Origin of the sequence: Pseudonocardia cypriaca, from assembly GCF_006717045.1 — a bacterium.
In the GTDB taxonomy this organism is placed as follows: Bacteria; Actinomycetota; Actinomycetes; order Mycobacteriales; family Pseudonocardiaceae; genus Pseudonocardia; species Pseudonocardia cypriaca.
In genome coordinates this window covers 1,724,740-1,737,497 of record NZ_VFPH01000001.1, presented here as the reverse complement: position 1 = coordinate 1,737,497, position 12,758 = coordinate 1,724,740, and the positions used below count along the sequence as shown (strand labels likewise).

At 74.0% G+C, this 12,758-nt stretch carries 15 protein-coding genes; 4 read left to right on the top strand and 11 right to left on the bottom strand.

What is annotated here, in order from left to right:
- Position 1: 1 nt before the first annotated feature.
- Entirely contained in the window at positions 2–1,435 is a 1,434-nt protein-coding gene (locus tag FB388_RS08205; protein WP_142099076.1) for a substrate-binding domain-containing protein, read from the top strand.
- Complete coding sequence (locus FB388_RS08200; protein ID WP_142099075.1) at positions 1,357–1,671, top strand: type 2 periplasmic-binding domain-containing protein; 315 nt, start codon at positions 1,357–1,359, stop codon at positions 1,669–1,671. The genes FB388_RS08205 and FB388_RS08200 overlap by 79 nt, the downstream gene beginning before the upstream one ends.
- A gap of 5 nt (positions 1,672–1,676) precedes the next feature.
- Here the strand turns inward: FB388_RS08200 and FB388_RS39295 are convergent, their stop codons facing one another.
- The 10 genes from FB388_RS39295 to rimP form a co-directional block, all read right to left on the bottom strand.
- Positions 1,677–1,829: a hypothetical protein gene (locus tag FB388_RS39295; protein WP_170225406.1), complete on the bottom strand. Its 153-nt coding sequence runs from the start codon at positions 1,827–1,829 to the stop codon at positions 1,677–1,679.
- Between the two features lie 82 nt (positions 1,830–1,911).
- On the bottom strand, positions 1,912–3,243 hold the full coding sequence (locus tag FB388_RS08195) for an MATE family efflux transporter (RefSeq protein WP_142099074.1): 1,332 nt from the start codon (positions 3,241–3,243) through the stop codon (positions 1,912–1,914).
- On the bottom strand, positions 3,240–3,866 hold the full coding sequence (locus tag FB388_RS08190) for a class I SAM-dependent methyltransferase (RefSeq protein ID WP_211361819.1): 627 nt from the start codon (positions 3,864–3,866) through the stop codon (positions 3,240–3,242). The genes FB388_RS08195 and FB388_RS08190 overlap by 4 nt, the downstream gene beginning before the upstream one ends.
- Entirely contained in the window at positions 3,844–4,863 is a 1,020-nt protein-coding gene (locus tag FB388_RS08185) for a DHH family phosphoesterase (protein WP_246121738.1), read from the bottom strand. Before FB388_RS08185 ends, FB388_RS08190 begins: the two co-directional genes overlap by 23 nt.
- Positions 4,860–5,315 carry a 30S ribosome-binding factor RbfA gene (rbfA, locus tag FB388_RS08180; RefSeq protein ID WP_142099073.1) on the bottom strand — a complete coding sequence of 152 codons (456 nt, stop codon included), beginning with the start codon at positions 5,313–5,315 and terminating at the stop codon, positions 4,860–4,862. Before rbfA ends, FB388_RS08185 begins: the two co-directional genes overlap by 4 nt.
- A gap of 24 nt (positions 5,316–5,339) precedes the next feature.
- On the bottom strand, positions 5,340–5,633 hold the full coding sequence (locus FB388_RS08175; protein ID WP_142099072.1) for a DUF503 domain-containing protein: 294 nt from the start codon (positions 5,631–5,633) through the stop codon (positions 5,340–5,342).
- A gap of 52 nt (positions 5,634–5,685) precedes the next feature.
- On the bottom strand, positions 5,686–8,775 hold the full coding sequence (infB, locus tag FB388_RS08170; protein WP_142099071.1) for a translation initiation factor IF-2: 3,090 nt from the start codon (positions 8,773–8,775) through the stop codon (positions 5,686–5,688).
- 93 nt (positions 8,776–8,868) lie between these two features.
- A complete protein-coding gene (locus FB388_RS41175) occupies positions 8,869–9,108 on the bottom strand; it encodes a YlxR family protein (protein WP_246121735.1) in 240 nt (79 codons plus the stop codon).
- Positions 9,109–9,299: 191 nt separating this feature from the next.
- Positions 9,300–10,319 carry a transcription termination factor NusA gene (nusA, locus tag FB388_RS08160; RefSeq protein ID WP_142099070.1) on the bottom strand — a complete coding sequence of 340 codons (1,020 nt, stop codon included), beginning with the start codon at positions 10,317–10,319 and terminating at the stop codon, positions 9,300–9,302.
- Positions 10,316–10,840: a ribosome maturation factor RimP gene (gene rimP / locus FB388_RS08155; protein ID WP_142099069.1), complete on the bottom strand. Its 525-nt coding sequence runs from the start codon at positions 10,838–10,840 to the stop codon at positions 10,316–10,318. Before rimP ends, nusA begins: the two co-directional genes overlap by 4 nt.
- Positions 10,841–11,020: 180 nt before the next feature.
- On the opposite strand from rimP, the gene FB388_RS40275 reads away from it, so the two are divergent.
- Positions 11,021–11,476, top strand: coding sequence for a hypothetical protein (locus FB388_RS40275; RefSeq protein WP_170225525.1), 456 nt, complete (start codon positions 11,021–11,023; stop codon positions 11,474–11,476).
- Positions 11,473–11,928: a ferritin-like domain-containing protein gene (locus FB388_RS40270; protein ID WP_170225524.1), complete on the top strand. Its 456-nt coding sequence runs from the start codon at positions 11,473–11,475 to the stop codon at positions 11,926–11,928. The genes FB388_RS40275 and FB388_RS40270 overlap by 4 nt, the downstream gene beginning before the upstream one ends.
- Before the next feature lie 6 nt (positions 11,929–11,934).
- On the opposite strand, the gene FB388_RS08145 is transcribed toward FB388_RS40270, so the two are convergent.
- Complete coding sequence (locus tag FB388_RS08145) at positions 11,935–12,747, bottom strand: MerR family transcriptional regulator (RefSeq protein WP_142099065.1); 813 nt, start codon at positions 12,745–12,747, stop codon at positions 11,935–11,937.
- Between the last annotated feature and the right edge of the window lie 11 nt (positions 12,748–12,758).

Sequence of the window (12,758 nt, the reverse complement as noted above, 5' to 3'; positions counted from 1 at the left end):
AGTGGCGGCCTTCTGGGAGCCCGTGTTGTCCGTGCTGCAGGAGTTCGGGCTGCCCGGGCTCCTCGCGACGCTCGGCCTGTTCGTCGCGGCCCTGCTCGGCAGGCTCTACGTCGGTCGACGCCGGCTGGTGTGGGAGGAAGAGCTCAACACGAAGATCGGGCTGGAGCCGTTCGGACCGCACAACTCGCCCGACCTGCGCTTGTTCAACTCCATCACGGTCCTGGTCGTCAAGTTCCGCAACGCGGGCTGGAGCGCGATCAACGCGTCCGACTACCGCACCCGGCCGCAGGTCACGTTGGTGGGGCGCTCCATCGTCGACTTCCGCGCCTCGGCGGTCACGCCCATCTCCCTCGAGGACGAGATCCAGCTGAGGATCGAGAAGGGAGGGCGGGTCGACGACAACGCGGAGCGCACCGGGTGGGTCGTCGGCCCGGCCGCGAACGACCCGAACGAGCACGACCAGGCGCGCGTCATCCGGGACGGGCTCACCCAGCACGACCTGCGGCAGACCCTTCCGAACGCGCTCCAGGCGGCCGCGTCGCCCGCCGAGCGGGAGCGGCGGCGCCGGCTCGTCCTCCCGCCGCTCGCGATCCCGCGCGGGGGGCAGTTCCGGCTCATCATCTGCTGCCGGGACGACGACCCGGGCAACCGGCAGCGGGAGTACATCGTCCGTGGGGCGGTGGACAACCTGCTGCCGTTCGACCGGCGGGTCGTCGAACGCGGTCGCAGGCGGAAGGTGTTCTCCCTGACCCGCGTCCTGGTGGCGGCGATCGTCGCGCTGGCGGTCGCCCTGGTGGTCGTGATCACGGTGCCCCGCACGCCGCCGCAGTTCTGCGGTTCCGGCGCGATCGTCGTGACCGGTTCGAGCGCGTTCGTCCCGGTCGTCGCGAGGGCCGCGCGGCCCTACGTCACCGCGTGCCCCCAGGCGAAGGTCACCGACGTCGTGTCCTCCAGCCACGAGGGGATTCGCGCGCTGCTGCGGCCCGACGCGAAGCGGGACTCCACGCTCGTCCTGTCCGACGGCATCGGCGACGATCCGACCGGCCAGCTGCAGCGTCAGGCGATCGCCGTGCTGATCTACGCGGTCGTCGTCAACGACGATGCCGGCGTCGACGCGCTGACCGTCGAACAGATCCGCGGGATCATGTCGGGCCGGCTGACGTCGTGGGCCCAGCTGGGCGGTGCGGAGTGCCGATCCGGATCGTCGGTCGCGGCCCCGACTCGGGCAGCAGGGCCGCCTTCGAGCGGTACGTGCTGCAGGAGGCCGAGCCACGCGAGTCCTCCGACAACTGCACGGAGCGCGACCGGGTGCCGGCCGACCCGGTCATCCGCTGCGAGCGGTCCTCCACCGATGAGGTGCTACGGCAGGTCGCTGCGGTACCCGGCGCGATCGGGTACGCCGACGCCGAGGCGGCGGGTGCCCATCCCGGCCTGAAGCTCGCCTCGCTCGACGGCGCCGCCGCATCCCGGGGCAGCGCGCGCAACGGCTACCCCTTCTGGACCGTCGAGTACGCCTACACCTACGGCAGGCCGGTGCCGGGCGGGCCGCTCCAGAGCTTCCTCGAGCACCTGTCCGGCGACGCAACGGCGCGACTCGTCGGCGAGGCGGGCTACGAGCCGTGCGTGCTGTTCGACCGCAGCCTCGACCCGCTGTGCGTCAGCGATCGCTGACCGCGTCAGACCAGCTCGGTGAAGAACGTGATGATCGACTCCGCCCCCTCGCGCAGGAGCGAACCGATGTCCTGCACGGTGTCGGCTGCACTGTCCGGGTCGATGAAGACCCAGAACACGAGGAGCGCGATCACGAGGAGTCCAACGATTCTCTTCACGTACACCCGATTCGTGGCCCGCAGGGATGACGGTTTGCGTTGCATTGTCTACCGCAAGTGACACGATCAGGCATAGCGACACTCAGGAACGAACGGCACCTGTCACGGCCCAGTGACCTCCGCGCGCCCGCAGACCCACGGCGACGAGGCGGATCACCATGAACATGGCCAGCCCGGACCAGATGCCGGCGAGACCCCAGCCGAACGCCAGCGACGCCCAGATCGGCGGGAGGAACCCGATCACGGCCGCGGCGAGCGTGGACGTGCGCAGGAACGCCGCGTCGCCCGCGCCGAGCAGCACGCCGTCGATCGCGAACACGACCCCGGCGATCGGCTGCATGGCCGTGAAGAACCACCACGGCACCGGCACGGCCGCCAGCACCGCCGGGTCCGGGGTGAACAGCGGCGGCAGCACGCCGGCGAGCGCCGCGAACAGCACCCCGAAGCCGATCCCGAGCACGATCCCGTAGCGGGTCACCTGGCCGGCGATCGCCCTGGCCCGCTCCGCACCGCGGTCGGGTGAGCCGAGCGCGGCGCCGACCAGCGACTGCGCGGCGATCGCCACCGCGTCGAGCACGAGCGCCTGGAAGAACCACAGCTGCAGCACGATCTGGTGGGCGGCGACGGTGGCCGCCCCGAACCGCGTGGCGACGGCCGCCGCGGACAGGAAGCACGCCTGGAAGGCGAGGCTGCGGGCGAGCAGGTCACGGGCGAGTGCCAGCTGCGCGCGCAGCACCGCGGGCGCCGGGCGCATCGACACCCCGCCCGCTCGGGCCGCCCGCACGAGCGCCACCAGGAACAGCGTGGCACCCACGGTCTGGCCGGCGACGTTGGCGATGGCGGAACCGACCAGCCCGAGCCCTGCCCCGTGCACCAGCGCCGGGCAGAGCACCAGCGACAGCCCGTTGCCCGCGAGCACGTAACGCAGCGGGCGGGCGGTGTCCTGCACGCCGCGCATCCAGCCGTTCCCGGCGAGGGTGACCAGCACCATGGGAGCGCCCCACAGGGCGACGCGGAGCCACGCGGTGGCCTCGTCGGCGATCACGCCCCCGTCGCCGAGGGCCTCGGTGACCGGCCGCGCGACGAGCTGACCGACCCCGAGCAGCAGCAGCCCGATGCCGACCGCCAGCCACGTGGCCTGCACGCCCTCCCCCACGGCGTCCCCGTGCCGGCCGGCGCCGTGCAGCCGGGCCGCCCGGGAGGTCGTGCCGTACGACAGGAAGATCAGCTGGCCGGTGACCTGGGCGAACACGACCCCGGCCACGGCGAGCCCGGCCAGCGACACCGCCCCCAGCCGCCCGACCACCGCGGTGTCGACCAGCAGGTACAGCGGTTCGGCTGCGAGCACCGGGAGCGCGGGAGCGGCGAGCCGCAGCACCTCCCGCGCGGGGACCTGATCCGGTGCGCCGGTCATCCCTCGTGACGGGGGCGGCGGCACACGTAGACGAACGCGGGCGGCAGGTTGCGCCAGACCGTGGCGCTCACCAGCACCTCGTCGAAGGTGGCGCGCAGGCGCCGCCGGAACCGGCGCGCGGCCCCGAGCGTCATGCCGTGCAGGTAGGCGAACGTGGTGAAGGCGCCGTGGTCGCCGATCACCCGGCTGATCTCACCGAGCAGCTCGGTCTGGGTGGCGTCGTCGAAGAGCGCCCACGGCAGGCCGCAGATCACCGCGTCCACCCGCCCGATCCCCCGCTCGGCGAGCAGCTTGCCGAGGTCGGCCGCGTTGCCCTGCACGACGTCCAGGCCGGGGTGGGTGCGGCGCAGGAACTCGACCATGGCGGGGTCGAGCTCGACGGCGAGGTGCCGGGCGCCGTCGGGGAGCCGCTCGGAGATCACCGCACTCACCGCACCGGTGCCCGGCCCCAGCTCGACGACCACCGGTTCCCCGGTGCGGGGCACCACCGACGCGAGCACCGCACCGAGCCGCGGGGAGCTCGGCGCGATCGCGCCCATCGTCGCCGGGCGGCGCAGCGCCGCGGCGAGGAAGGCGCGACGGGCGGAACGCGCGTCCGCGTCAGGGGTGGTGTCGGACGTCATGCAGGCTTCCTCCGTTTGGTTCGCTTCGCTCACCGTAGTGGGGCATGGCTGCGCGGATCGCGGCCAGGACGTCCTGCTCGGTGCCCTCGCGCGTGAAACCGGCCGCCATCGCGTGGCCACCTCCACCGAGCGCGGTGGCGACCGCGGCCACGTCCACCGCGCCTGCCGAGCGGAGCGACACCCGCCACCGCCGCTCGTCGACCTGCATGATGGAGGCCACCACCTCGGCCTCCACGGCCGTCCGGAGCACCTCGACGACGCTGTCGATCTCCTCAGGACGGTACCGGCGCACGTCGGCGAGGGGGATCGTGGTGTGAAGCAGCCCCGACGGCTCGAGCACGGCCCGGGCGAGCGCGCCGCCGAGCCCCTCGAACCAGGTGAAGGGATGGCTGTCCATCAGCGTCCTCGTCAGGACCGCCGGATCGGCGCCCGCCTCCACCAGCTCCGCGGCGAGCCGGTACGCCGCGGGTCCGGCCGTGCGGAAGCCGCGGGTGTCGGTGACGAGCCCGGCGTAGAGGCAGCGGGCCACGTCGGCGTCGACCGGCGCTCCCATCTCGACGAGCACCCGGTGAGCGAGCACCACGGTCGCCTCGGCGCCGGGGTCGAGCACCTGGATGTCGCCGAAGCCGGGGTTGGTGGCGTGGTGGTCGAGCATCACCGTGCAGGCGGCCGTGTCGAGCAGCCGGGCGAGTCGGCCGAGCCGGCGCGGCTCGGCCGCGTCGCAGCTGACGAGCACCGCGGGCGCCGTGGTCACCTCGGCGGGCGGAACCAGCAGCCCGAGCGCGTCGAGCGGTGCGAGGGACTCGGGCACCCGCTCCGGCGACGCGAACGCCACCTGCACGCGAGCGCCCCGCCGGTGCAGCGCGATCCCGAGCGCCAGCGCGCTTCCCAGCGCGTCGGCGTCGGGGTCGATGTGGGCCAGGAGCGTGACCTCGTGGGCGCCGCCGAGGACGGCCGCAGCCTCCGCCACGGCGCGGTCCCCGGTGGCGCCGTTCACTCCTCGTCCGCCCCGTCGTGCTCCCTCGGCACCCGGTACGGGTCCGGGTCGCCCGCCGGGCGGGCCGACGCCGCCAGCCGGGCGACCTCGGCGTCCGACTCGCGGGTGCGGGCGAGCAGCTCCTCCATGCGGCGGGCCTCGTCCGGCACCTGGTCGGGCACGAACACGAGCGACGGGGTGTGCCGGATCCCGGTGCCGGCCCCGACCATCGAGCGCAGCACACCGGTGGCGCTGGCGAGGGCCGCGGCGGCGCCTGCGGCGTCCGGGTCGGCGTCGACGCGCTCCCCCAGCACCGTGTAGTACACGGTGGCCTCGCGCAGGTCGCCGGTGACCCGGGTGTCGGTGATGGTCACCATCTTCAGCCGAGGGTCCTTCACCTCGTGCTCGAGAGCGGCCGCCACGATCTGCGTGATCCGCTTCGAAAGCCGCCGCGCGCGGGCGTGGTCCACCACAACTACAGCCCTCCCAGGATCTGTCTAGTCCTCCGGGCCCAGCAGCCGGTGCCGGGCCGAGAGGAGCTCGAGCTCGGGACGCGCGGCGACCAGCCGCTCGCACCGGTCGAGTACCTCGGTGACGTGTCCGGAATCGGCCGCGACGCACGCGATGCCGAGCAGCGCGCGCCGGTGCAGTTCGAGGTGTCCCGCCTCGGAGACGGCCACCTCGAACTTCCGGCGCAGCTCGGCCAGCACGGGCCGGACCACGGATCTCTTCTGTTTGAGCGAGTGGACGTCCCCGAGGAGGACGTCCAGCTCCAAAGCTCCGACGAACATGGCTCTCCGAAAGAACGGCGGGGGCCGGACGTGTCCGGCCCCCGCCTGTTCGTCAGCTCCTCGGCTTCTCGCGCATCTCGAAGGTCTCGACGACGTCGCCGACCTTGATATCGCTGTAGTTGCCGAGCGTGAAACCGCACTCGAAGCCCTCGCGGACCTCGACCACGTCGTCCTTGAACCGCCGCAGCGAGCTGATCGGCAGGTTCTCGGCGATCACGACGTTGTCGCGCAGCAGGCGCCCGCGGGCGTTGCGGCGGATCTCGCCGGACATCACCAGCGAACCGGCGATCGTGCCGAACCGGGAGGACTTGAAGACCTCGCGGACCTCGGCGCGGCCCAGCTCGACCTCCTCGTACTCCGGCTTGAGCATGCCCTTGAGCGCCTGCTCGATCTCCTCGATGGCCTGGTAGATCACCGTGTAGTAGCGGATCTCCACGCCCTCGCGGTTGGCGAGCTCGGTGGCCTTGCCCTCGGCCCGGACGTTGAAGCCCAGGACGATCGCGTCGGAGGCGGTGGCCAGGTTGACGTCGCCCTCCGTGATGCCACCGACGCCGCGGTGGATCACCCGGAGCTCGACCTCCTCGCCCACGTCGATCTTCAGGAGCGCGTCCTCGAGGGCCTCGACGGTACCCGAGTTGTCACCCTTGATGATCAAGTTGAGCTGGCTGGTCTCCTTGAGCGCAGCGTCGAGGTCCTCGAGGCTGACGCGCTTGCGCCGGCTCGCCAGCTCGGCGTTGCGCTCGCGAGCGCGGCGCCGGTCGGCGATCTGGCGGGCCACCCGGTCCTCGTCGACGACGAGGAACGTGTCGCCCGCGCCTGCCACCGAGGTGAACCCGATGACCTGCACCGGCCGCGACGGCAGCGCCTCGGTGACGTCAGCGCCGTACTCGTCGAGCATCCGCCGGACGCGCCCGGAGGCGTCGCCCGCGACGATCGAGTCGCCGACGCGCAGCGTGCCGCGCTGCACCAGGACCGTGGCCACGGGGCCGCGGCCGCGGTCGAGGTGGGCCTCGATCGCGACGCCCTGCGCCTCCATGTTGGGGTTGGCGCGCAGGTCGAGCGCGGCGTCCGCGGTGAGCAGGATCGCCTCGAGCAGCTGCTCGATGTTCGTGCCCTGCCGCGCGGAGATGTCGACGAACATCGTGTCGCCGCCGTACTCCTCCGCGACCAGCCCGTACTCGGTGAGCTGCTGGCGGATCTTCGCCGGGTTCGCACCCTCGAGGTCGATCTTGTTCACCGCGACGACGATCGGCACGTCGGCGGCCTGGGCGTGGTTGATCGCCTCGACCGTCTGCGGCATCACGCCGTCGTCGGCGGCGACCACGATCACCGCGATGTCCGTGGACTTCGCACCGCGGGCACGCATGGCGGTGAACGCCTCGTGGCCCGGGGTGTCGATGAAGGTGATCAGCCGCTCGTTGCCGTCGAGCTCGGTGGCGACCTGGTAGGCGCCGATGTGCTGGGTGATGCCGCCGGCCTCGCCCTCGCGGACGTTGGTCTTGCGGATCGTGTCCAGCAGTCGGGTCTTACCGTGGTCGACGTGACCCATGATGGTCACGACCGGCGGCCGGAACTCCAGGTCGTCCTCCCCGCCGGCGTTCTCGCCGTAGGAGATGTCGAAGGAGTCGAGGAGCTCGCGGTCCTCCTCCTCCGGGCTGACAACCTGGACGTCGTAGTTCATCTCGCCGCCGAGGAGCTCCAGCACCTCGTCGGACACCGACTGGGTGGCCGTCACCATCTCACCGAGGTGGAACAGCACCTGCACCAGCGAGGCCGGGTTGGCGTTGATCTTCTCGGCGAAGTCGGTGAGCGACGCGCCGCGAGGCAGCCGGATCGTCTGGCCCTCGCCCTTCGGCAGGCGGACACCGCCGACCGAAGGCGCCTGCATCGAGTCGAACTCCTGGCGCTTCTGCCGCTTCGACTTGCGACCCTTGCGGGCCGGTCCGCCGGGACGGCCGAACGCACCCGCGGCACCGCCGCGACCGCGACCGCCACCACCGGGACGGCCACCGCCACCGGGGCCGCCGCGGAAGCCGCCGCCACCAGCAGGAGCGCCGCCACCGCCACCGGGGCCACCGCCACCGGGACGGAAACCGCCGCCGCCACCACCGGGACGACCGCCGCCGCCCGGACGTCCGCCCGGACCACCGCCGGGACGGCCACCGGGGCCACCACGACCGCCACCGGGGCCTCCGCCGGGACGACCGCCCGCCGGACGCGCCGGCATCATGCCGGGGTTGGGCCGAGGCGGCATGTTGCCCGGCGACGGCGGACGCGGGCCACCGCGACCGGGCTCACCGGGACGCGGCGCCTGCGGGCGCGGGCCGCCGGGACGAGGACCGCCCTGGCCCTGCCCCTGGCCGCCGCCCTGGTTGGGGGCCTGCCCACCACCGGGGGGGCCGGGACGCGGCGCCTGCGGGCGCGGCGGGGCACCCGAGCCGACGCCGAACGGGTTGTTGCCGACCCGCGGGGTGCGCGGGCCGGGGCGCGGACCGGACGGACGCGGCGGGACGACGCCGGGGGCGTCGGCCGCGGCGGCCGGGCGCTGCTGAGCGGGCGCGGGGCCGGGACGCGGCCCGGGCCGGGCTCCGGAGCCGGGACGCTGCTGTGCGGGTGCCGCGGGCGATCCGGCAGCCGCCGCAGGACGCTGCACCTCCGGCTGCTCGGCCGCGGGACGCTGCTCCGCTGGGGCCGGTGCTGCCGGAGCCTGCGCTGCGGGAGCCTGGGGCTCGCTGCGCGGCACCTCGGGCCGAGGCGCAGGCGCGGGCGGGCCGGGACGGGGTCCCGGGCGCGGCCCGGTGGGCCGCTCGGCGCCCGGTGCGGGCGCGGACGGGGCCTGGGCCGCCGGACGCTCCGGCTGACGGGGCGGGCCGGGAACCGGACCGCCGGACCGGGGCGGGACGTTGCCGGGGGTGGGCGCGCCACCACCCGGACGCGGACGGCCACCGCCGCCGCGGCGACGGCCGTCGCCGGAGTCGCCGCCACCGGCGAGCGACTCACGAAGCTTGCGGGCCACGGGGGCCTCGACGGTGGAGGACGGGGACTTCACGTACTCCCCCAGGTCCTGCAACTTGCTCAGGACCTGCTTACTGCTGACTCCGAGCTCCTTCGCGAGCTCGTGTACGCGGGCCTTGCCTGCCACTGCACTCCTTGTTTCCGGAGGCCGGGCGGCTTGTCCCGCTCGACCTCGAACCTAGTGTCGAAGCACGTTCATGGTGCGATCTTCACGACTGGCTCATGACGGGTCGACCTTGCTTCCTGGTGTGTCGGACCCGGGTGTCTCCCGGGCCCCGTTCACGCACACGGCGCTGATGTGGGTCCGCACCGGCGCGGTGTCCAGCGGCCCCGGGACGCGGAGCGCCCGCGGGAACGCCGAGCGCCGCTCGGCACGGTCCAGGCACTCCGGGGCGAGATGCAGCCATGCACCGCGCCCGGGGAGCCTGCGCCGCGGGTCCGGGGTGAGTACCCCGTGCACCGCGACGATCCTCAACAGACCGTCGGCCACATCCCGGCGCCGGCAACCGACGCATGTCCGGACGGGTCCCGCGACGGATCGCTGATCCGATGCGGGCGCCGGTCGTGCAGGGGCCGGACCCGGTTGGTGGGCCGGTGTGGAGTGTAGCGCAGCACCTGCGCGCGCTCCCCCCTCGCTACGTGCTCGACGGCTCAGCCGACCGACTCCGTCTCGGGCGCGTCGATGGCCCCGCGGGGGTCGGCGTCGCTGCGGATGTCGATGCGCCAACCCGTCAGCCGGGCCGCCAACCGGGCGTTCTGCCCTTCCTTGCCGATGGCGAGCGACAGCTGGAAGTCCGGTACGACGACCCTGGCGGTCTTCGTGCGGGCGTCCAGCACCGTGACCGAAACCACCTTCGACGGCGAGAGCGCGTTCCCGACGAACGTCGCCGGGTCCTCGGACCAGTCGATGATGTCGATCTTCTCTCCGGCCAGCTCGCTCATCACGCCGCGAACCCGCGCACCGACCGGGCCGATGCACGCGCCCTTCGGGTTGACGCCGGACACGGTGGAGCGGACGGCGATCTTGGACCGGTGGCCGGCCTCCCGCGCCACCGCGACGATCTCCACGGAGCCGTCGACGATCTCCGGGACCTCGAGCGCGAACAGCTTGCGCACGAGGTTGGGATGCGTGCGGCTCAACGTGATCTGCGTCCCGCGCATTCCCCGGCTGACGCCGACCACGTAGCAGCGGATCCGCTCGCCGTGCTCGTAGCGCTCCCCGGGCACCTGCTCGGCCTGCGGCAGCACGCCCTCGGTGCCACCGGAGAGCTGGACGACCACCACGCCGCGGGCGTTGGCGCGCGCGTCGCGCTGGATGACGCCCGCGACGACCTCGCCCTCCTTCGCGGCGAACTCGCCGTAGGTGCGCTCGTGCTCGGCGTCACGCAGCCGCTGCACGATCACCTGACGCGCGGTGGTGGCGGCGATCCGCCCGAACCCCTCGGGGGTGTCGTCCCACTCCGTGTCGACGGCGCCGTCGGGGCCCAGCTCCTGCGCGAGCACCCGCACCGCGCCCGTCTTGCGGTCGATGTCGATCCGCGCGTGCGCCTGGTGGCCGTCGGTGTGCTTGTACGCCGTGAGCAGCGCGGTCTCGATGGCCTCGATGACCGTCTCGAACGGGATGTCCTTCTCGCGCTCGATGGTGCGCAGCGCCGCGATGTCGACGTTCACGCCGTACCCTCCTCTTGCAGCAGCGCCACCTCGTGCTCCGGCGCGGGCCGGAACTCCACCTGTACGCCCGCGTGGGCCACGTCCGCGTAGCGCACCTCGCGCCGCCGCCCGTCGACGAGCACCGTGACGGACTCCTCGCCCGCCGCGCCGACGCGACCGGTGAAGGTCGTGCCGTCGTGCAGCCGGACCGCCACCTGGCGCAGGTGGGCCCGCCGCCAGTGCCGCGGCCCGGTGAGCGGGCGGTCGACCCCTGGCGAGGTGACCTCCAGGGTGTAGGAGCCGCCGATGAGGTGCTCCCGGCGGTCCAGCTCGGCGGAGATCGCTCGCGAGACGGTCGCGATGTCGTCGAGGCCCACGCCTTCGTCGGAGTCGACCACCACCTTGACGGTGTGGCGGCGGCCGGCGGCCCGGACGTCGAGCTGGTCGAGCTCGAACCCGGCGTCCGCGACGATGGGCGCCAGCACACCGTGCAGCTCACCGGGCTGAGGGCCGGCATCCTGCGCGGGGCGGGGGGAGGGCATCGCGTCTACTCCTACGAACGGGGTGGGTCTGTCAGGGTATCGCGCCCCCGAACGGCCCCATGCGTCCCGTTACCCCCCGTGCACCCCCAGCACCCGGCCGAGGCCACGGGACCGGGTGGCAGGATGTGCGCCCGGCGAGCGCGGTGGGGAGGATCCCGCGCCACGAGCCGAGGAGAAGGCGTGGCAGGAGCGGTGTTGAGCAGGCGGCGGGTGCTCGCCGGCCTGCTGCTCCTCCCGCCTGCGGTGGCCGGGTGCGCGCTGGGCCGCGCGGCCGGACCGGCCGAGCCCGACCCCCTGATCGCGCTCGCCGACGCCGCCCGGGCCGACGCCGCGCTGGCCGCCGCGGCCGTGGCGGCCGACCCGAACCTGGCCGCTGCGCTGCAGCCGCTGGTCGAGGCGCGCACCCAGCACGCCGCCGCGCTCGACGCCGAGATAGCCCGGTTGAACCCGCAGCGGCCCACCCCCGCGCCCGCTCCCCCACCCTCGAGCCGTCCGGGCCGCCCCGAGGTGCAGCGGGCGGTGCTGGCCTCCGGGCGGGCGGCGGCCGACGTCGCGCTCGGGCTGCCGCCCGAGCGGGTCGGGCTCGTCGCGTCCGTGGCCGTGTGCTGCAACACGTACGCGGAGGTGCTCACGTGACGTCGGGGAACCCGAGGATCGACGAGACCGCAACCGCCGCGCTCCAGAACGCGCTCGCGGCCGAGCACGCGGCCATCTGGTGCTACGCGCTCGCCGTCGCCTTCCTCTCCGGTGCCGACGCGACGCGCGCCAGGGAGGACGAGAACGCGCACCGCGAGCTGCGCAACCAGGTCGAGGAGACCCTCACCCAGCTCGGAGCCCCCGCTGTCTCCGCGCAGCCCGCGTACGCCACGCCGCGGCCGGTGACCGACGCCGCGTCCGCCGCCCAGCTCGCGGTGGTCGCCGAGACCGACGCGCTCGCCGCGTGGCGCTCGGTGCTCGAACGCTCCCGCGACCGGGCCCTGCGCCAGGCCGCCCTCGACACCCTGAGCGCCGGCACGCTGCGCTGCGCCCGGTGGCGGGCGGCCATCGGGCAGACACCCACCATCCCGGTCTTCCCCGGGCAGCCCTGACCGGTCTCACGCATCGGACACGCGGAACACCGGACGGCCGATCTCGGTGCGCCACGCGGCCGGGTCGGGATCGTCGCGGGGCCCGACGAGGTAGGTCTCCTCTACCGGGCCGTCGACCGCCAGCGCGTGGTCGACCACCCACGCGCCCAGCCGGCCGTAGGTGACCTCGATGTCGTCGTGCGGTCCGCGGTGGACGGTGACGGCGAGCTCGACCGCGGGCAGGACGACCGGGGCGACGCGGCCGCGGGTCGGCGGGTCGGCGACCGGCCGGTGCACGAGCACGTCGCCCTCGCCCTCCGTGAACAGCGCGTCGTCGTAGCGCCCTCCCGGTGGGCCGAGCGGCTCGCTCCCCGCGACGGCCGCGTCCAGCTCGGACATCGCGTCGGCGTACCACTCCAGCACGTCGTCGAGCCGGACGGTCTCCGTGATCGCGGCGACGGTGCGGGGGCGGACGGCGCGCAGCCGCACGTCGAGCTGCTCGGTGTCCGGCGCGAGCAGCCGACGCAAGGAGACGGCTGCCGCGCGCCTGCGCTCCAGCTCGGCCTCCACCCGCCGCAGGTGCCCGGCGAGCAGCTCGGCGCGAACCCCGGGATCGTCCGCCCCGAGGATCCGCCGCACGTCGGCGAGCGGCACGTCCAGCTCGCGGAGCCGGTGGATCACCTGTGCCACCGGGATCTGCTCACCGGTGTAGTAGCGGTAGCCGCTGGCCGGATCGACCGACGCCGGTTCGAGCAGGCCACCCTCGTGGTAGCGGCGCAGCGTCCGAACGGACAGGCGCGTCAGGCGCGCGAACTCGCCGATGCTCAGACCGCGTCCCATTGACCCTCTCC